The 20494-nt window shown below is 46.7% G+C and carries 13 protein-coding genes; 11 read left to right on the plus strand and 2 right to left on the minus strand.

The window, feature by feature from the left end:
• Nucleotides 1-49 precede the first annotated feature (49 nt).
• The 10 genes from BUR42_RS26220 to BUR42_RS26265 all read left to right on the plus strand — a co-directional run bounded on the left by BUR42_RS26220 (nt 50) and on the right by BUR42_RS26265 (nt 16741).
• Nucleotides 50-1498 (plus strand): sulfatase family protein, encoded by a 1449-nt coding sequence (locus BUR42_RS26220; RefSeq protein WP_143197584.1) that lies wholly within the window; start codon nt 50-52, stop codon nt 1496-1498.
• 24 nt (nt 1499-1522) lie between these two features.
• Nucleotides 1523-2110 (plus strand): RNA polymerase sigma factor, encoded by a 588-nt coding sequence (locus BUR42_RS26225; protein WP_074242511.1) that lies wholly within the window; start codon nt 1523-1525, stop codon nt 2108-2110.
• 54 nt (nt 2111-2164) lie between these two features.
• Nucleotides 2165-3154: a FecR family protein gene (locus BUR42_RS26230; RefSeq protein ID WP_074242512.1), complete on the plus strand. Its 990-nt coding sequence runs from the start codon at nt 2165-2167 to the stop codon at nt 3152-3154.
• A 44-nt stretch (nt 3155-3198) separates the two neighbouring features.
• Nucleotides 3199-6504, plus strand: coding sequence for a SusC/RagA family TonB-linked outer membrane protein (locus BUR42_RS26235; RefSeq protein WP_084185834.1), 3306 nt, complete (start codon nt 3199-3201; stop codon nt 6502-6504).
• Nucleotides 6505-6515: 11 nt separating this feature from the next.
• Nucleotides 6516-8015: a RagB/SusD family nutrient uptake outer membrane protein gene (locus tag BUR42_RS26240; protein WP_074242513.1), complete on the plus strand. Its 1500-nt coding sequence runs from the start codon at nt 6516-6518 to the stop codon at nt 8013-8015.
• A complete protein-coding gene (locus BUR42_RS26245) occupies nt 8015-9310 on the plus strand; it encodes a glucoamylase family protein (RefSeq protein ID WP_074242514.1) in 1296 nt (431 codons plus the stop codon). The genes BUR42_RS26240 and BUR42_RS26245 overlap by 1 nt, the downstream gene beginning before the upstream one ends.
• 310 nt (nt 9311-9620) lie before the next feature.
• Nucleotides 9621-11192 carry a hypothetical protein gene (locus BUR42_RS26250; protein WP_074242515.1) on the plus strand — a complete coding sequence of 524 codons (1572 nt, stop codon included), beginning with the start codon at nt 9621-9623 and terminating at the stop codon, nt 11190-11192.
• 1 nt (nt 11193) lies between these two features.
• Nucleotides 11194-13734: a glycoside hydrolase family 95 protein gene (locus BUR42_RS26255; RefSeq protein ID WP_074242516.1), complete on the plus strand. Its 2541-nt coding sequence runs from the start codon at nt 11194-11196 to the stop codon at nt 13732-13734.
• On the plus strand, nt 13731-15584 hold the full coding sequence (locus BUR42_RS26260) for an alpha-L-fucosidase (protein ID WP_074242517.1): 1854 nt from the start codon (nt 13731-13733) through the stop codon (nt 15582-15584). The genes BUR42_RS26255 and BUR42_RS26260 overlap by 4 nt, the downstream gene beginning before the upstream one ends.
• The gene (locus tag BUR42_RS26265; protein ID WP_074242518.1) at nt 15581-16741 is read left to right on the plus strand and encodes an alginate lyase family protein; all 1161 of its coding nucleotides are present in this window, start codon (nt 15581-15583) and stop codon (nt 16739-16741) included. Before BUR42_RS26260 ends, BUR42_RS26265 begins: the two co-directional genes overlap by 4 nt.
• 201 nt (nt 16742-16942) lie before the next feature.
• Here the strand turns inward: BUR42_RS26265 and BUR42_RS26270 are convergent, their stop codons facing one another.
• Together BUR42_RS26270 and BUR42_RS26275 are read right to left on the minus strand one after the other, a co-directional pair.
• On the minus strand, nt 16943-17665 hold the full coding sequence (locus tag BUR42_RS26270) for a hypothetical protein (protein WP_143197585.1): 723 nt from the start codon (nt 17663-17665) through the stop codon (nt 16943-16945).
• A complete protein-coding gene (locus BUR42_RS26275) occupies nt 17662-18243 on the minus strand; it encodes an RNA polymerase sigma factor (RefSeq protein WP_074242520.1) in 582 nt (193 codons plus the stop codon). Before BUR42_RS26275 ends, BUR42_RS26270 begins: the two co-directional genes overlap by 4 nt.
• Nucleotides 18244-18462: 219 nt before the next feature.
• On the opposite strand from BUR42_RS26275, the gene BUR42_RS26280 reads away from it, so the two are divergent.
• Nucleotides 18463-20445, plus strand: a complete 1983-nt coding sequence (locus tag BUR42_RS26280; RefSeq protein WP_074242521.1) for a PKD domain-containing protein — start codon at nt 18463-18465, stop codon at nt 20443-20445.
• Nucleotides 20446-20494: the final 49 nt, after the last annotated feature.

Consider the following 20494-nt stretch of genomic DNA (forward strand, 5'->3'; position numbering starts at 1 on the left):
TTTGTATCTTGAAAGCGCTGCGGTATATAGAATGCCGCAGCGCTTTTGTATGATAAAGAAATTCCTCGCTGCTGTATTCTGCTTAATAGCTACTTATAGTTTTATTCCCCAAAAGGAAAATAAGCCCAATGTGATCATCATTTTTATGGATGATATGGGATATGGTGATCCTGCCAGTTATGGCGGTGGCCCGTATAAAACTCCTAACCTGGACAGGATGGCGGCACAGGGGATCCGCTTTACACATTTCTATGCTGCACAGGCTGTGTGTTCTGCTTCCCGTGCAGGACTGCTCACAGGCTGTTATCCCAACCGCATTGGTATTCATGGTGCTTTATGGCCTACAGCTCCCATGGCGTTGAACAACGATGAAGAAACCATTGCAGAACTGCTGAAGAGCAGGGGATATAAAACAGGCATGGTCGGCAAATGGCACCTGGGCAGCAAACCTCCTTTCCTTCCTTTACAAAATGGTTTTGATGAATACCTGGGGCTACCGTATTCCAATGATATGTGGCCGGTGCATTATGATGGAAAACCTTATACGGATACTACAAACAGCCGGAGCAAATATCCCCCGCTGCCACTGATAGAAGGCAACAATACCATTCGCATTATTAAAACATTGGAAGATCAGTCTGAATTAACTTCCATGTATACAGAACGTGCCTGCAAATTCATCCGTGAAAACAAGAAAGGTCCTTTCTTCCTTTACTTAGCGCATAGTATGCCGCATGTGCCCATTGCTGTTTCCAAACCCTTCCGTAATAAAAGCGGTGCCGGTCTTTTCGGAGACCTGATGCAGGAGCTGGATGCCTCTGTTGGAGCAGTGATGCGTACACTGGAAGAACAAGGCCTCACAAAAAATACATTGATCGTATTCACCAGTGACAATGGTCCCTGGCTGAACTATGGTAATCATGCCGGTAATACAGGCGGTTTGAGAGAAGGAAAAGGGTCCAGCTGGGAAGGTGGTCAACGCGTTCCCTGCATTATGCGCTGGCCCGGAGAGATCCCTGCCGGCGTAGTGAGCAGCGAAATTGCTTCTACCATAGATCTCCTGCCAACCGTGGCTACGATCTGCGGTGCTAAATTGCCCGCTAAGAAAATAGATGGCGTGAACATCCTCTCTTTATTACGCAATGAAAAAGATGCACGCCCCAGGGACCATTTCGTTTATTATTATGGCGTGAACAACCTGGAAGGGATCCGCAAAGGAAAATACAAACTGGTATTCCCCCATAAAGGCCGCACATATAAGAACAACCTGCCGGGATATGACGGTTTCCCTGGTGCGCAGCCTAATGTAGATGTTCCCCTCGCATTATATGATCTTAGCATTGATCCGGGTGAAACACTGGATGTAAAAGAGCGTTTTCCGGAAGTGGTAAAAGAGCTGGAAGCACTCGCAGATACTTATCGCAACACATTGGGAGACGAACTGCGTAAAATGCCCGGCACGGAGAGAAGAGAACCCGGAAAGGTAGTCATGAAGTGATAATCCCCTATCTTTGAAGTACGCATGTATGCAACTTCATTCCACGACGATGCCTCCGAATGGCAGGCTTTTATAACCGGAAATCAGGCCTCCTGCGGAACCCTGTATGCCCGTTATGCGCCGCAGTTATATAACTATGGTTGTAAGCTGCATGCAGATCGTTCATTGATAGAGGATTGCATTCAACAGTTGTTCCTCTACCTGCTGACTCACCGCAGTCATTTATCAGCCGTACAAAATGTAAAAGCATACCTGGTGAAAGCGTTTCGCCGTGATCTCTTACGTATGGCCACGGACAATCGTAAACAGCAGGAGTTCCCGGCAGAAGGTTTTGATATCACCATTTCCCCAGAAACCCAGCTGATCAGTGATGAAAGCACCCTCGCACGACGCAGGAAAGTAGCAGAAGAGATCAATGCACTTCCACCCCGTATGAAAGAAGTGTTGTTCCTGCGCTTTTATGAAAACCTTTCTTTTGAAGATATAGCGGCTGTTATGAACATTCATCAGAAGTCTGTTTATAAGATGGTATACAAAGCCTTCGATAAACTCCGCCATCGCCTGGTAGATTTCCCCTTATGGTTAGCCATGGGCTGGTTGCTCTGGAAATAAAAAATATTTTCTCACGGAAGGGATAAAATCCCGCTAACCCTCCTCTATATAAATATGGAATGGAAAGATTATGCGGAATACCGCCAGGAAGATTTCCTGACAGACGATTATTTTTCGGAATGGGTTTTGAGGCCCAATAAGGAGAATAATGCTTTCTGGGAAGAATGGCAACAGCTGTATCCATCCAGGCAGCCCATTATCACGGAAGCCCGTAAGATCCTCCTCTCCCTGGAATATACCCGGGAAGAAATGCCCATAGAAAGTTATGACCGGATCTGGAGTGTGATAGCAGAAGAAATGGAAACGGCTACCCCGGTAAGAAAGAGAAGATGGCCGTTAGCGCTCGCAGCAGCCATGGTAACAGGCATTGTGGCTGTAGCGGCATTCTGGCTGTTGAGGAGTAAACCCGTTCCTCCTGTTTATACAAGTCAGTTTGGTGAGAACAGAACACTTGTTTTGCCGGATAGTTCAAAAGTAATATTGGGACCACATTCCAGTCTTCGGCTGGGAGATTTTAAAGGCCTAAGGGAAGTATGGCTGGAGGGAGAAGCCTATTTCAATATACAGCATACAGCTGTTCCTGCCCTGCCCTTTATTGTGCATTCCCGTTCACTGGATATTGAAGTACTGGGCACCACATTTAATGTAAAAAACTACACAGGTAATACACAGGTAGTATTAAGTTCTGGAAAAATAGCCCTGCGCAGGCAGGATGAAAGACTGATCATGAAACCGGGAGACCTGGTTGAATACAAAGAAAAAGAAGAAAAATATCTGCGTAAAGAAGTAAAGCCGGAACGTTACGCTTCCTGGGTGGAAGGTACACTTGTTTTTGAAGATACGCCATTGGAAACAGTGGCTACTGAAGTGTACCATCAATTCGGGATCAGGCTCGTGTTCAGGGATTCATCACTTACAAAGGAAAAGTTCAGCGCTACGTTAACATCAGCAGACCAGGCCATAGTACTGGCTGCTATTAAAGAAGCTTTCAGCCTGGAATTAACGCAGGGAGCTGATAGCACGTACATATTTACCCGGAAATAAGACACGACCAAAACAAAAAATTGTTACTCCGTAAACACGTTCTTATGAAACTAAATCGATTACTATGCGGATGCATGCTACTCCTGCCATTTTGTATACAGGCACAGGATGTAGGATATGTTCCGCCTCCATCATCAGAAACAGAGGAACCCGGAATGCCCCTCAGATCGGCACTTAATAAATTGGGCAAGCTCCATAAGATCAGTTTTGCCTACAGCAGCAAATTAATAGACAGCAAAAAAGTTCCTGCTGTTTCCTCAACAAAAAAGCCATTACCGGAAGTCCTGGACGATATGCTCACACCGCTTCAGTTGCAATATAAAAAGATAGATGAAGGGTTGTATGTGATCCAGCCTGCATTGATCAGTGAACAGAATATAGCCGTTCCCATAAAAGGAACCGTAAAGGATAAAGATGGCCAGCCCATTCCCGGTGTAACCATCCAGGTAAAAGGCACAAGTGTGGGAACGGTTTCCACACCGGAGGGCACTTTTACACTGAATGCGCCGGATGCGAACGTAACATTGCTGTTTTCCTATATCGGGTATGATCCACAGGAAATAGCATTGGAGGGCCGTACAGAATTGAACGTGGTGATGGCCACATCTTCCAGCCAGCTGGAACAGGTAGTGGTAGTAGGATATGGTACCCGCCGCAAAAGAGACCTCACCGGCGCCATTGGTAGTGTACAGGGAGAAGAACTGACCAAACAACCGGTGAACACTGCAACGCAGGGTGTGCAGGGAAAACTGGCGGGTGTGCAGATCATCAGTTCGGGCGCACCAGGTTCACAGCCTCTTGTACGTGTGCGCGGTACCGGTAGTATGCTGGCCGGAGCAGAACCTTTGTACGTAGTGGATGGTGTACTTACCAACGATATCAGGAATATCAATACGGCAGACATTGTTTCCATGGACATCCTGAAAGATGCATCTTCCGCCGCAATCTATGGTGTGCGTGCTGCCAACGGGGTAGTGATCATTACTACCAAACGTGGAAAGATAGGGAAGATGGAAGTGAGCTATAACATGAACGCCGGATTCAGAGAAGTAGCGCATCTTGTTAAAATGGCCAATAGCACACAATACACAGATTACCTGAAAGATGCGGCGCCCAATGTTACACTACCCGGGTATAATGTATCCACCAACTGGTACGATGCCATTCTGCGCAAGGGCTTCCAGCAGGTACATAATATTTCGCTTTCCGGAGGATCAGAGAAATTCCTCTATTATTTCAATGCAGGATATCTTACAGATGAAGGCATAGTGAACGTAAATAAATACGATCGTTTAACCATCCGGTCCAATAACGAATATAATATCAGCGATAAATTGAAATTCGTTGCACAGTTCTCTTATATGCGTTCCAATACACGGTACGTGGACCTTCAGGGGATCTACACCAATACTTACCGTGCCTCTCCACTCATACCGGTTATGCAGCACGGAAAATATGGGAACACTGCGGCCTTTGGTAATGTAGGTAATCCTGTGCTCACAATAGATAAGAACAACGACAAGTTGCAGGAAGGCCGCGTACAGGGTACCACTTACCTGGAATATTCTCCCTGGAAGTTCCTGAAGCTGCGTTCCAGCATGAGCGTAAACCAGTCTAATTTCAACAGGAAGAAATATAACTACAAGTTCCTGAACGATGAAACAACTTTCCTCATAGCAGGAGGTAACCAGCAACGCCCGGAAAGCCAGCTCACCATGGTAAAAGAACAGAACCAGGAATGGCTCTGGGATAATACCGCCACTTTTCAGCAACGTTTTGGAGACCATGATCTCACCGTACTGGCAGGGTACACTGCACAAAAATACCAGGGAGAATATATTGAAGGCAGCAGAAGGAATGTGCCTATCAGTACAGACCTCTGGTACTTAATAGCTGGTGATCCCAATACTTCCACGGTTACTGCAGATGGTGATAAGTATGCCCGTACTTCTATCCTGGGTCGTGTGAACTATAGTTATAAGGACAAATACCTTGCTACCATATCCTTCCGGAACGATGCCTCATCCCGCTTCCCGTCAGAGAACCGGAACGGTTATTTCCCGGCTGTAGGTTTAGGCTGGGTGCTTTCACAGGAATCTTTCCTGAAGGACCAGCAGATCTTCGATTTCCTGAAACTACGTGGTAGCTGGGGGCGCATTGGTAATGATAACATCGAATCCAACCTTTATATATTAACCGGCAGCACGGGCCAGCAGTATTTCTTTGATGGGAAAGCCACATTGGGTACAAGCCTTGCCGATATCAAAAACCGTAATCTTAAATGGGAAACCACGGAAGAATATGATTTTGGATTGGAGTTCACCACACTCAAACAAAGACTGACAGGTGAAATAAATTATTACAACAAGAAAACCATTGATGCATTGGTGGGCGTAAAGATCCCGGGTCTCTTAGGCGACCCTGACAATGAGTATATCACCAATGCCGGTTCATTTGTGAATAAAGGATGGGAATTCACTTTGCAATGGAAGGATAAGATCAATGAGGACTTCGATTATACTTTTGGTGGCAACCTCACCCTGAATGATAATGAAGTGACCGGTCTGAACCAGGGGCAGCCATTGTTAAAAGGTGGTGTAGGCGGACAAGGCCCCGTAACCAAAACAGACAATGGTCACCCCATCGGAAGTTTCTTTGTATATGATGCGCTGGGCGTGTTTGTAGACCAGGCAGCAGTAGATGCGTATTTAAATAAAGATGGACAGAAGATCCAGCCGGATGCTAAACCCGGTGACCTGCGTTACAGGGATGCAAATAACGATGGCCGTATTACCGTAGATGATAAGATCTATGCCGGTTCTTATCAGCCTAAATTGTATTACGGTCTTAATGCCGGCGTGAATTATAAAGGCATAGACCTGAGCATGGACTTTTACGGCAATGCCGGCAACAAGATCTACAATGGTAAAAAAGCATTCCGTTATGAGATCACGGATAATGTGGAATCAGATTATGCGGATAAACGGTGGACGGCCACCCGCCCTTCTGCAACAGATCCGCGGGTACTGAGCAATAGTATGCCTGCTTCCACTTACTTCATTGAATCCGGTAATTTCTTCCGCCTCAATAACGTTACGCTGGGATATACATTACCTAAGCAATTACTGGAACGGATGAAAATGAACAGGTTGAGGATTTGCCTCACCTCTCAGAATCTTTTCACTGTAAAACGCTTCAGCGGTTTCTCGCCTGAAATGATCTCCACCAATCCGAAAGCAGATGGTTTTATCTCTGCGCAGAATAATTCCAGTCCCCTGGAAAGCGGAATAGAGCTGATGCCGTATCCTACCACCAGAACGTTTGCTGCAGGATTGAATGTTACATTTTAAACCACGTTATCATGAAAAGACTAATCAACATAAATATATTATTGATCTGTTTCCTGCTGATGTATGTCAGCTGCGGCAAGGGATTCCTGGATATTCCGCCGCAGGGCAGGGTAACAGAAGAAGAGATAAGGAATAATCCCAATGCAGCAGTAGACCTGGTGAATGGAGTATACAACGTAATGTGGCTGGGAGGTTTCGGGCCTGATGTGCATGGTTTGCAAATGGTGGTACTCACCAGCATTGCAAGTGATGAAGGAGATAAAGGCAGCACACCGCAGGATTATGGCCCGGCATTGGAAATAGATAATTTCACTTACACACCGGCCAATTCAAATGTGCAGAATTTCTGGACGGGTTACTACCAGGCCATTGCACGTACCAACCAGGCCCTGGATAAATTACCATTAAGCCCGCTGGACGATGTTACCAAAAACAGGCTGATAGGAGAAGTACGTTTTCTGCGTGGGTATTTTTATTTTAACCTCGTGCGGACTTTTGGCGGCGTGCCTAAACTGGACCGTGTGCCTAAGCCGGAAGAAGCGAATGCAGATGAATTCCAGACACGTGCCACAGCTGCTGAGATCTATGATCTTATTATCAGTGATCTGCAGTTTGCTGTAGACAATCTTCCGCTGAAAGGCGCAACCCCTGTAGGCCGTGTTACCAAAGGAGCCGCACAGGGCATGCTGGCTAAAGTATATCTTTACAGGAAGGAATACCAGAAAGCGTTTGATCTGTCAAAAGCCGTGATCGATTCCAGGTTGTATGATACGCTTTCCAATTATGCCGATATTTGGCGTGCAAAGGGAGCCAATTCAATGGAATCCATCTTTGAAGTGCAAACAGGTACCAGTGCCGCTTGTAATTCTGCCATAGAATTATACGCAAATTGCCAGGGCATCCGGGCAAAAAAAGGCTGGTCTGATTTCGGTTTTGGATTTAATAACCCTACCGCAAGCCTGGCTGCAGCTTACGAGCCTGGCGACAAACGTAAAGAGGGTACTATCATTACCATTCAGCCCGGGGGCACTGTATTGTGGGATGGCTTCAGGGTACCTTCCAGGGACTCCGTGGAAAACGACCGCTATAATTATAAAGCGTATCATAGCCGTACACAGGAACCTTATTGCGGAAGCCCGGACCGTACACCTAAAAACCTGCGGGTGCTTCGTTATGGAGAGGTATTGCTGATCTATGCAGAAGCTGCCAATGAAATAAACAATCCGGGAGAAGCATTGGCCAAACTGAATATCATCCGTAAACGTGCAGGATTGCCGGATGCACCCGCAGCAGGACAAGCAGACATGCGCCTGGCTATCTGGAAGGAGAGAAGAGTGGAACTGGCCATGGAACATGATCGTTTCTGGGACCTTGTAAGGCAGGGACGTGCAGGCCAGGTGATGAGAGCACATGGGAAAAACTTTGTAGACGGTAAACATGAATTATTTCCCATCCCGCAGGAGCAGATACTCTTAAGCGGTGGGCGTTTAGAACAAAATCCGAATTACTGATGCGTTTAATCTTATTAAGCCTGCTTATCGGCTCCGTTTTACCGGCAGCCGCACAGAAGAAACAGTTCCCCCGGCCACAGCTGGGGGACTCTGCTTTGCTGACCCTCGTGCAACAGAAGACCTTTGATTACTTCTGGAAGTTTGCGCATCCTGTATCAGGACTGGCGCCTGAACGTACCACTACACCGGAAGTGGTTACAATTGGCGGTTCAGGTTTTGGTGTGATGGCTATACTGGTAGGAATAGAACGAAAGTTTATTACCAGGGAGCAAGGGCTGGAGCGTTTGTTGAAGATCATCCGTTTCCTCGAAAAAGCAGATCACTATCACGGCATCTGGCCACACTGGATGAACGGTGCCACGGGAAAAACCATTCCTTTCAGTCGTAAAGATGATGGGGGAGACCTTGTGGAATCTGCCTTTATGTTCCAGGGTTTGTTGGCTGTGCAGCAATACTTTGACCGTAACACGCCCAAAGAGCAGGAATTAAGGAATAAGATCACCTGGCTCTGGAATGATGCAGAATGGAACTGGTACACGCAGGGAGGGCAGGATGTGTTGTATTGGCACTGGTCACCTAACAACGGATGGTCTATGAACCATACGATCCGTGGATGGAATGAATGCCTTATTACTTATGTGCTGGCGGCTTCTTCGCCTAAGTTCCCCATTTCGGCCAAAGCATATCACCAGGGCTGGGTAGTGAGCAATTACTTTAAGAACGGGAAGGAGTTCTTTGGCATTAAATTACCACTGGGTTTTGATTATGGCGGCCCGCTTTTCTTTGCGCATTATTCCTTCCTGGGTTTGGATCCCCGTGGGTTAAAGGACCGGTATGCAGATTACTGGGAGCAGAACAGCAACCATACGCTGATCAACCGGCAGTATTGCATCAATAACCCCAAACAGTTCAAGGGATATAGTGCAGATTGCTGGGGGCTTACGGCCAGTGATAACCATGAATTCTATAATGCCCATTCTCCTACCAACGACCTGGGCGTTATAACACCTACTGCCGCATTATCCTCCTTTCCATATACCCCCGCCTATTCTATGCAGGCCCTTAAATATTTCTATAATAAAGTAGGGGCAAGGCTTTGGGGGGAATTTGGGTTCTATGACGCATTTTCCGAGACCCATAACTGGTTCGATCATCAGTACCTGGCCATAGACCAGGGCCCTATTGTGGTAATGATAGAAAACTACCGATCAGGGCTGCTTTGGCGGCTTTTTATGAGCCATCCGGATATCAAAAAAGGCCTCAAAGAACTGGGCTTTTCCAGCCCGGCTATTTGAAATGCGAATTCAATATTAAAAAAGGTTAAAATAGTGTGCATGAAAGTGCAACCGATTGCATAACTTGTGTTACGGATTCAATACCTTTATTGCGCAGAAGTGTCCTAAAGGATGCAAACGTTTGCAAAAAGTAAGACAACAAACTCTTTTTATATGCCCACGGGGGCACCGCGTTATGAAGATTAGACACGTTTTTTCATTACAATTAAGATCATGCTTTGCTGCTATTCACGGGTTGTACGGTTTGTAGATGCCGTACTTCCTGTGAAGGGCAGAAGCTGGTAAACCACGTTTCAACAGATCACACTACATGAAGTTCCACGCAATTGTATTATTAACACTCGCGGCTGTCGGGGCCTATGGTCAACAAAGCAAACTGGTGCAAACCGGAAGCAATGGAAAACTGATCTACGCTACCTACGCGAATGAAGGAGAGAGCAACAGTATTAATAAGATACCTGACTATTCTCATGCTGGTTACAAAGGAGGAGGCACACTATTACCACAGGTGCCTGTAAAGAAGACTTTAAGCCCGCAGGCAGGAGATAATCATAAATATATACAAGACGCCATCGAAGCGGTGGAACAACTCCCACAGGACGCAAATGGCATCCGCGGAGCCATTCTGCTGAAAGCAGGCACGTATGAGTTGAACGGATTGCTTTCCATTAAAAAGAATGGAGTGGTTTTAAGGGGTGAAGGACAGGGAGAGAATGGTACTGTATTAAAAGACCTGGTTCCCGGTCAGCATAGTTTCATCCGCATCCAGGGAAGTGGTAAAGGGCATGGTAATGATGACAATCGACATAACATCACTACGGAATATCTGCCCACCGGCGCCACCATACTGGAAGTAGATAATGCCGCAGGATTGAAGGCAGGAGACAGTATCATATTGGTAAGGCAACCGAACCAGCAATGGATAGATGCTTTGAACATGGCGCAGTTTGGCTGGAAGCCGGCTGGATATAAAGCAGAATTTGAGAGGACCATCCTCAAAATATCCGGTAACCAGGTTACCCTCAAAGAGCCTGTTGTAGATCCCATTCAAAAACAGTACGGAGGGGGATATCTTTATAAAGCAAAACGGAGCGGACGCATCAGCAATTGTGGGATTGAAAACATGCGTTTGGAATCTGCCTATAAAACAGATACCAGCGAAGATCATGGATGGGATGCTGTAGCATTGCTCAGGGCAGAGAATTGCTGGGTGAAAGAAGTAACAGCTAAATATTTCGGCTATGCCTGCGTATCTATCGAGTCACAGTCTGTTTATAATACAGTAGTGGAATGTGCGATGCTGGACCCTAAATCCATCACCACCGGCGGAAGGAAATATTCTTTTGTGGTAGAAAGCGGTTCTGCATTTAATTTCCTGAACCGTTGCTATACCCGCGGAGGAAGGCATGATTTTGTAACAGGTTCCGTTGTGCCCGGTCCGAATGTATTCCTGGATTGTTATTCTACGGATACTTATGCAGATATTGGTCCGCATCACCGCTGGGCAACCGGTTTGCTCTTTGATAATGTATATGGCGGGCAGATCAGGGTACAGAATCGTGGTGCAATGGGAACGGGCCATGGATGGTCTGGCGCACAGGTGATGTTCTGGAACAATTACTCTTATAAAAGTGACTTTAAAGTAAACAGCGCACCAGGTTCAAAGAACTGGGCCATCGGTTGCTCCGGACAAAAGCAGGACGGGCCTACCGGTTATTGGGAAAGCTGGGGAACAGCTGTAACACCCCGCAGCCTGTACCTTCAGCAGTTGAAGGACAGGTTAGGAGATAAAGCAGTAAAGAACACAATTATTAAAGCGCAGGAATCCGGGAATATCTGGGAATTACTGGCAGCATGGAAAGGAGAAGGTAAACTACGTTAATATGAGAAGTTTCGTTTTTGGATTGGTATTAATAAGCGCACCCATGCTTACGCTGGGCCAGAAGGCAGATCCCCTGCTCAGGCTCTGGTATCAGCAACCTGCTGCAAACTGGAATGAAGCGCTGCCCATAGGGAACGGCCGCATTGGCGCTATGATATATGGCACCGTACAGGAAGAAAAAATGCAATTGAACGAAGCATTCTTATGGAGCGGTAGCCCTAAAGATGGCAACAATCCCGGCGCAAAAGCCCAACTGCCTGTTGTACGTGAAGCCCTGTGGAATGCAGAATATATGAAGGCTGATTCCATCAGCCGTTTGATGTTGGGTACTTATTCCGCCAGGTACCTTACCCTGGGCAATCTATTGCTGCGGAACGATCAGCCGGTAGCTGCTGCTACAAAATATGAAAGAGAGCTTAACCTGAATAACGCTGTTGCCAAAGTAAAATATAGTTCAAACGGCGTGGAATATACAAGAGAAACATTTGTAAGTTATCCGGACCAGTTACTCGTGATCCGCTGGCGCAGCTCAAAAGCAGGCGCCCTGAACTTTCATGTGGCTTTTGATAATCCCATGCCAACTAAACTTACTAAACGTAACAACAGCCACATTGTATTAAGTGGCCAATGTCCCTCTTACGTACCTCACCGCCCATATGAAACGAGAAAGTTTGAATACGATCCAAAAAATGGTATTAAGTACGAAGTGCATGTACAGGCAAAATTGAAGAGCGGCAATAGTGTGGCAGATGAAAGTGGCTTGCAGATCAAGAACGCAACAGAAGCCGTATTGCTGGTTTCCATTGGAACCAGTTTTAACGGAGCTTTGAAGAATCCCGTGAGCGAAGGAAAAGACCCTGCCGCGGAAGCTTTAAAATACCTGGACAAACCAAAAGATTACAACACCTTATTACAACAGCACATTGCTGATTATACAAAACTATTCAACCGTGTAAAACTGGACCTTGGTGATGATGGTTCCGGGCCAAAAGCAACGGATGTGCGACTAAAGGAATATACCAAAGCAGGCGGTAACAGGGACCCGCAACTGACCACCCTGTTATTCCAATACGGCCGTTACCTGATGATCGCCGGTTCCCGTAAAGGAGGCCCCGCTATGAACCTGCAAGGTATCTGGAATGATAAGATGCAGCCACCATGGGGTTCTAACTATACCACCAACATCAACACGGAAATGAATTACTGGCCCGCAGAAACAGCTAACCTTTCTGAATGCGCTGAGCCGCTGTTTGATATGATCCAACAGATCTCAGTAACAGGAAAGAAAACAGCAGAGGTGAATTATGGTATGAAAGGCTGGGCGGTACATCATAACGTTGATATCTGGGCACTGTCTTCTCCCTCCGGAGGCTTCGACTGGAAAGATCCGAAAGGTGATCCGCGCTGGGGCATCTGGCCAATGGCAGGCGCCTGGTTGTGCAGGCATCTGTGGGAACATTATACTTACACCGGAGATGAAAGGTTCCTGCGGGATAAAGCATACCCGCTGATGAAAGGCGCCACGGAATTTATGCTGGACTGGCTGGTGAAAAATCCGCAGGGCCAATGGGTAACCAATCCTTCTACCTCGCCGGAAAATAATTTCCTGATCAATGGAGCAAGGAAAGGAAGTGTGAGCATTGCCTCTACGATGGACATGTCTATCATCCACGACCTGTTTAACAGGACCATACAGGCTGCCAATGAATTGCGTACAGATAAAGCATTTGTTGATAAGATCAATACTGTATTAAAGGACTTATATCCTTTCCATGCAGGCCGCTTAGGTCAGCTACAGGAATGGTACCTCGATTGGGATGATGCAAAAGACAGTCACCGTCACTTATCACATCTCTATGGCTTGTTCCCCAGTAATATCATCACACCACGCCGTCAGCCTGAACTGGCTGCTGCTGCTAAACGCAGTTTAGAGCTGCGAGGAGATGGAGGTACCGGATGGTCCAAAGCATGGAAGATCAACTGGTGGGCCAGGCTCGAAGATGGAGACCATGCTTATACCATGTTGAATAAGCAACTCTTCTATGCTTCTGTAGATTCCGTAAGTGTGGCAGATAACAGCGGTGGTTCTTATGCAAATCTTTTTGATGCACATCCGCCTTTCCAGATAGATGGCAACTTTGGGGTTACTTCGGGTATCATCGAAATGCTGGTACAGAGCCATGATGGTGTGATCCATTTATTACCGGCTTTGCCTTCTGCATGGCCCAGCGGCAGTGTAAAAGGACTGAAAATAAAAGGTGGTTTTGAAGTAGATATTACCTGGAAAGATAAACGCCTCGTGAAAGCCGTGATCCGTTCCACATATGAAGGGGGAAAGCAGGTGATCCGTACGTTTGAACCGGTACAGATAAAATCTCCTGTTGTACCTCCAACGCCAGATTATGCCCTGGTAAAAGATTATGGCTTCCCGGTAAATAAAGAGATAAAGGACGCTTCCAAACTACCGGAACTGAACCTGAAAAAAGTATATGATCAAAACGTGATGCTCACTGCCGGCACACATGAGATAACAGTAAAATGAACGGAGTAAGAACATATATAGCTGCAACACTACTGGCCGTATCAGCCAATGCCTCTGCCCAGTTCAAGGGAGATGACGAGGGCATCCTGATGCAGAAAGCCGCCTCGCGGGACAGTATTGCGATTGCCGATGCCGTGAACGGTTGGTGGACAACCTCCATGAAAGATCATGATAAAAGGATCGAATGGTGGAGAGAAGCAAAGTTCGGCTGTTTCATTCACTGGGGTGTTTATGCTGTACCTGGTGGTGAATGGAAAGGAAAGAAAGTAGGCGGATATGCAGAACACCTGATGCGCAAAGAAAAGATCCCCCGCCAGGAGTATAAAGATCTGCTGATCAAAACCTTCAATCCCACTGAGTTTAATGCAGAAGAATGGGTGAAGCTGATCAAAGCAGCAGGCATGCGTTACCTCATCATCACTTCCAAACACCATGATGGCGTAGCCATGTATCCTTCTGCCATAGGAGATTATACTTTAAAGCAATCCGCTTTCAAAAGGGATCCTATGCAGGAGCTGTCTGCCGCCTGTAAGAAATATGGTATTAAGTTCGGGTTCTATTATTCCCATGCATTCGACTGGGAAGATCCTAATGCTCCCGGTAATGACTGGGATTACAACAATCCCGGTGGTGATAAGAACCTCTTCGGAGGAGCCCGCTGGTATGATGAACATCCGGAGCTCCTGCCAAAAGCAGTGAAGTACGTAGATGAAAAATCCATCCCGCAGATCCGGGAGTTATTACTTAAATATCATCCGGATATCCTCTGGTTTGATACACCGCATAAACTGCCTTTATCTGAAAACATCAGGATCCTTAAAGCTATTCGTGAAGTAGATAACAATGTGGTAGTAAATGGCCGCCTTGCCCGTACATCTGCTATTTCGTTCGGTGACTATAAGAACACGGCAGACCGCCCTGCGGAGTTTTACCCGGTAACAGGAGATTGGGAAGCCATTCCTACTACCAATGAATCATACGGTTATTCCCGGTACGACAACAGTCACAAACCCGTGGGTTTCTTTATACAACTGATGGCAAAGGCAGCTGCAAAAGGCGGCAACCTGCTGATGAATATTGGCCCTATGGGGAATGGGCTTATTGATCCAAGAGATACGGCGATCCTGCATAAAGTAGGAGCATGGTTAATTCCAAATGGTGAAAGCATCTACGGCACTGAAGGTGTTTTTGAAGTGCCACAGCCCTGGGGTGTTATAACGCAGAAAGACGGTAAGAAATACCTGCATGTTTTCAAATGGCCCAGGGATGGTAAGTTATTCGTGAATGGTATCTATCAGATCAATAACGCAAAACTCCTGGTAAGCAAAAAAACACTTGCGGTGAAAAAGATCAGCCCTTTCAACTGGGAGATCACCGTTCCGCAACAGGCGCCGGATGAAAATAACACCGTACTGGTGCTGGAAACCACTAAGGGCCCGGCCCCGGAAAGCAAAGCAGAAAGATTGTTCACAAGGGATTACGCAAACACCCTCTTAGCATTTGATGCTATACAACAAGGCAAAGGTTTTGGATTTGGTGATGGAAAAACGAACAGGTATTATGTTCAGAACTGGACGAAAGATAACCAATCACTGCAATGGCTTATCCGCAATGATGAACCGGTAACCTATGCGGTAAAACTGAAGTACGAAGCAGAAGGCGGAGGAAGTTATACGGTATCTGCCGCTGGTAAAAAACTTAGTGCAACGGTATTATCAGGTTTGCAGGAACAGGAGATAGGAAGTATCACCTTACCAAAAGGAGAACATACCCTGGAAATTAAACCGGAGAAAATAAACGGAAAGGAATTAATGAAGTTAATGGAAGTGACGCTAACACCAATAAAATGAGAAGGAGTATTCTAATCATATTATGCATACTAACCGTTCAGCTTACAAAAGCGGACTGGTTGAAACAAGCGTTGGAGGCCCGTAAAGCAGACATTCAAAAGAAAGCAGAATGGGCTATGCAGCAAAAACCAGTTACCGTCACTGCTGCAAGATCTGAACGCAGTGCAGGAGGACTACATGATTTTTATTCTGAAGGAGATTACTGGTGGCCTGATCCTGCCAGTCCGGATAGCCCCTACATTCAAAAGGATGGCCAGACCAACCCGCAGAATTTTGTGGCACATCGCCAGGCCATGGTACGTTTCAGCAGAGTGGTAGGAGACCTGGCAGCAGCTTATGTAGCCAATGGCAACAAACGTTACCTGGATCATGCATTGGTGCATATAAAAGCATGGTTTGTGAATCCGGATACAAGGATGAACCCTAATTTACTGTATGCGCAGGCTATCAAAGGCCGCCACACAGGTCGCGGGATCGGCATCATTGATACCATTCATCTTATTGAGATCGCGCAGGCTTTGCGTATCATGGAAAAGGCCGGTAGGATCCCTCCGAAAGACCTGGTGGCCATCAAAGAATGGTTTGCTGCATATCTGAAATGGATGACGGAACATAAGTATGGCCAGGATGAAATGAATGCGGCGAATAATCATGGTACCTGCTGGGTAATGCAGGTGGCAGCTTTCGCTACTTTCCTGAAAGATCAGCACTGGATAGAATTTTGCCGTAACAGGTATAAAGAGGTTTTGTTGCCTAAACAGATGGCAGACGATGGAAGTTTTCCTTTGGAGATCCGTAGAACAAAACCTTATGGTTATGCGTTATTCAATTTAGATGCGATGGCAACAGTATGCCAGATACTCAGTACCAAAACAGATGATCTCTGGAAGTATACTGCATCAACGAAGGCAATTAGCAAAGGCATTGCATATATGTATCCATATGTGCTGAATAAAGAGAGCTGGCCGTTTGCAAAAGATGTGATGTATTGGGATGAATGGCCCGTGGCGCACCCTTTCCTTCTTTTTGGCGCAGCTGCCTATAACAATCCAGTCTACTTTTCATTATGGAAAAAACTTGAGCATGATCCTCAGGTGGAAGAAGTATTGCGTAATCTGCCGATACGGAATCCTGAGATCTTCATGGTTACCATTTAACCTAAAAAAGATAATCATAAACGTACTAAAGATTTTACTGTAGACGTGGAATATGATAACGCCGGTCTCGTCTGAGCCGGCATCTTTTTTTCCTGTATTTGTGCGGGAAGAGCATTTATCTCTGTTCTGGGACCGGCAGCTGATCATTGTTCAGCCGCCGTTGTGTCACTCACTTCAGCGGTTAGCTTTCTATTAAACTAATTACAGATCTCCTAATAACTCCTGCGCCTTATCATAGTTCTCCGCATTCTCCGGTATTTTCTGCAACCACTCTTTGCATTTAGCAATATTCTTTTCTTTCAGGTAACTCAGCGCAACAAAGAAAGCGCCTTCATATTTAAATACAGATTCCCCGTCATAGATGGCTTCCAGGTCAGGGCGGGCCTTTCCCGGCTGATCATCTTCGAGGTAAGAAAGGCCGCGGTAGTAACGTGCATAAGCATCACCCGGCTGATCAGCTAATAATTTATCCAATGTAACGATCGCTGCTTTATAGTGACGGTGATTGAATTGTTCTGCTGCCTGCTGTGCCAGGGAATCTTTAACAGTACCCCGTTCTGCGGGAGAGATCATTTCTTCTATGGCATATTGTGAGTACAGGTCTTTCTTCCAGGGGCTCCAGTACATCAGTGCTGCAATTAACACAGCTACAGAAGCCGCCGCCGCCATAAACCTGCGGATGGAAACAATCTTGTTTTTCTCTCTGAACTGGTAACGGTTACTTTGCAGTGTTTGTATTAAAGCCTCCCGTTGAGGATCGGCCTGCAGGGATTGACGTAATGTATTGCTCACATCAGACCAGGTAGCTACTATCTCCCGGAATTCAGGATCTGCCTGCCTGCGGTTTTCAAAAGCCGCCAGTTCTTCCGGCGTCATCTGGCCGGAGAAGTAATGCTCTATCAGTTCGTAATCGATGTCGTTCATGTCAATCCCCATTTTGAAAGGTTATCTTTAATAGCACTGATCAGGGAGGCCATACATTCAGATTTCTTCTTACGAAGGTATCCGTAGGTTACACCCAGCTTGGCGGCGATCTCTTCCTGGGGCTTATCCGTCAGCGAAAGCCGGATGATCTCCTGGCAGCGCTCTCCCATCTGTCCCAGCATGGTTTTAAAGAGCCGGGCCTTTTCATTGTCTGCCCAGGTCTTTTCCGCATCCCGGAAGCTATCCTCGCCAACATTAAATTGCTCATCGAGGTCTTTTGTTACCCCCTGGCGCCCTCTTTTTTTGAGTTCGTTGAGCCACTTGCGTTTGCATACCATTAAAAGAAAAGCCTCAAAAGGGCAGGTGAGCCGCAGGTCTTTGTATTTGGCCTGGTTGTAAATATCCACCAGCGATTCCTGGAAGATATCGGCTGCATCATCAGCAGAGCCACTGTTCTGCAGCACGTAGTATTTCACCTTGGGCGCAAAACGCCGGTAGATCTCTCCCACCACCTGCGTTTCATTTTGCAGGAGCGCTTCGATATAATGTTGATCTGCGTGTATGGATTGGGTGGACATATAAAAATAAAGATATTAAAAATCCGGGGGTAACAAATCAGGGCAGCGGGTTATCTATTGGCAACAGCTCCGTTCCTGTTAACGCCAGATACACCCAAAAGGCCTCCTGTAATTCACAGGAGGGCCTTTTGCCGTTACAGTTAAAATGATATATATTACTGAGGTTTAAACTGTCGGAGCAAGAGCGCCTCAAGCTATATATATCCTAAATACCTCTTTATGTCGAAATATTTATTCGCCTCCATACTCTTGCTGATACTTACGGGATCCGCCATGAGCCAGCAAAGAGTAGCGCCGGATACCATTCCCGCCACCATAGATGTGGAGCAGGATGAGAATAAAACTGTCATAAAAGCCGGCTTGCGCCCCCTCCGTCAGATAGCCGGAGCCCCCGAGGCCTTTTATACTTACTTCTGGGAATTCGGGGACGGCACCTTCAGCTTTGCCCCGCAACCTGTACACAATTATAAAGATACCGGCGACTACGAGATCCGCCTCTATGCCACGAATAACTATGATGATGGTAAGGCCCCCAAAGGCAAACCCCGCCGTATCAAAGTAAAAAAGACCATGTACGCAGCTGCAGATGCACCATCTTCTTTCTTTGCTGCCTCAGATATGCTGGCCATGAAAACCAACCGGATGCCCAAACCCGGAGAGGAAATGGTAACCATCGTAGGTTACCGGCACCCTGGTGGAACGAGTGCTGTGAGTGGTTCCCTGTTATTGTTCTATAACGAAAAGCAGTTTGCCCAAAAGAACTTTGTGCTGTCCGAAGAACGTAAATATAACAATGAACGTAAGTTTGGATTGGACTCCCTCATGGCCATGGCCCCTTCAGAGGACCTGTATGTACCCCTGGCCGGAGGACCTTCCAATGTCACGTGGATAGACCCTGTAAGGAAAACAGCGCTGGCCGGTTTGCTGTCAGAAAAGAAAGCCCTGTTCCGGGAACAACATATCTGGCGGGTGGAAGACCTGAAGGCTGGAGAAGAAAAATTCCTGTTCCTCTCCATGGAAACAACCCCTGAAATGATCAAAGACACCAATGCCGTAGTCACCATCAGTGGAATGTTTGTACCGGATGATCCAGCTTACCCCATTTCACAATACAACCTGGATATGCAGATCGTGGCCTCACATGATCCCAACAGGATGCAGCTGAAGAACCGGCGGATGAATTACCGCTTTGTAAGTAAGTCTAAAGAATTAAGCTATAAAGTACAGTTTCAGAATACGGGCAAAGGCCCTGCCAGCAAAGTGGCGATCGGTGTTGCCGTGCCGGGAATGCTGAATGGCCAGTCCCTGGAGATTACAGACTATTCCCCCAAATGCGTGATGTGCGATTCTGCTTATGAACGCCAGAGCTGCCTGGATACCATTATCCGGAAAGACAGTATCTTTTTTGTCTTCAATAATATCTACCTCAAAGGTGTAAAACAGGAAGGGGTGGAAGACCAGGATTCTACGAAAGGTTTCATCAAATACAGGATACGCTTCAGCAAAGAGTTGAAGAAGCTCCCTTTCAGCAGCCAGGCGGCTATTGTGTTCGACAGGAATGAACCGGTGATCACCAACCGTTCCAGGGGAAGATTTAAACCCGGCCTTTCACCCGGTGTGATCTTAGGCTACGGTAAGGGAATGAGCAAAGGAGAACTTCCTTTAGGCATCCCTGCCGGAACACTGGGTTTTACGGTTTCCGCATTTGCGCCCTATAAACCTTACTTCCAGGCAGAGTTGTATTTCAATGTGCAACAGAAGAATGAAACACTGCGGTCGTTCTCAAGAGATCAGCGGGATACAACAATTGGCACCGGCAAGTACCTGGTGATAGGCAGAGAGAATTATGATGTGGTGAGCAGAACAACGATGGATGTGGTGCCGCTGCACCTGCGATATAATATTACAGGCTGGTTAGGAGTAGGTGCGGGGATAATGGTGAGTGTGGTAACTTCTGAAAAAACACAGGAAAAGAAAGTAGTGCAGGCAACTGAAATGGTTGTGCCTCCCTCCGGTACGGTACAGCGTTTTCAAAACCTGGCCGGCACCATCACCAAAAACTTCTCGGCAGCAGACGGTGCTGTGTTCGCAGATCTGAATATTGGTAAAGTACGGGCGGGCCCGGCTTTGGGTATACGCCTCCTGCAATATGTGAAAGACCCCCAGCAGCGGCTGTTCTTTTACGGCATCTGGAGATTTTAGTATTGCCGGATATGCCTGCTGGCCACTGTTCTTTTACGGCATCTGGAGA

Source organism: Chitinophaga niabensis (assembly GCF_900129465.1).
GTDB lineage: Bacteria > Bacteroidota > Bacteroidia > Chitinophagales > Chitinophagaceae > Chitinophaga > Chitinophaga niabensis.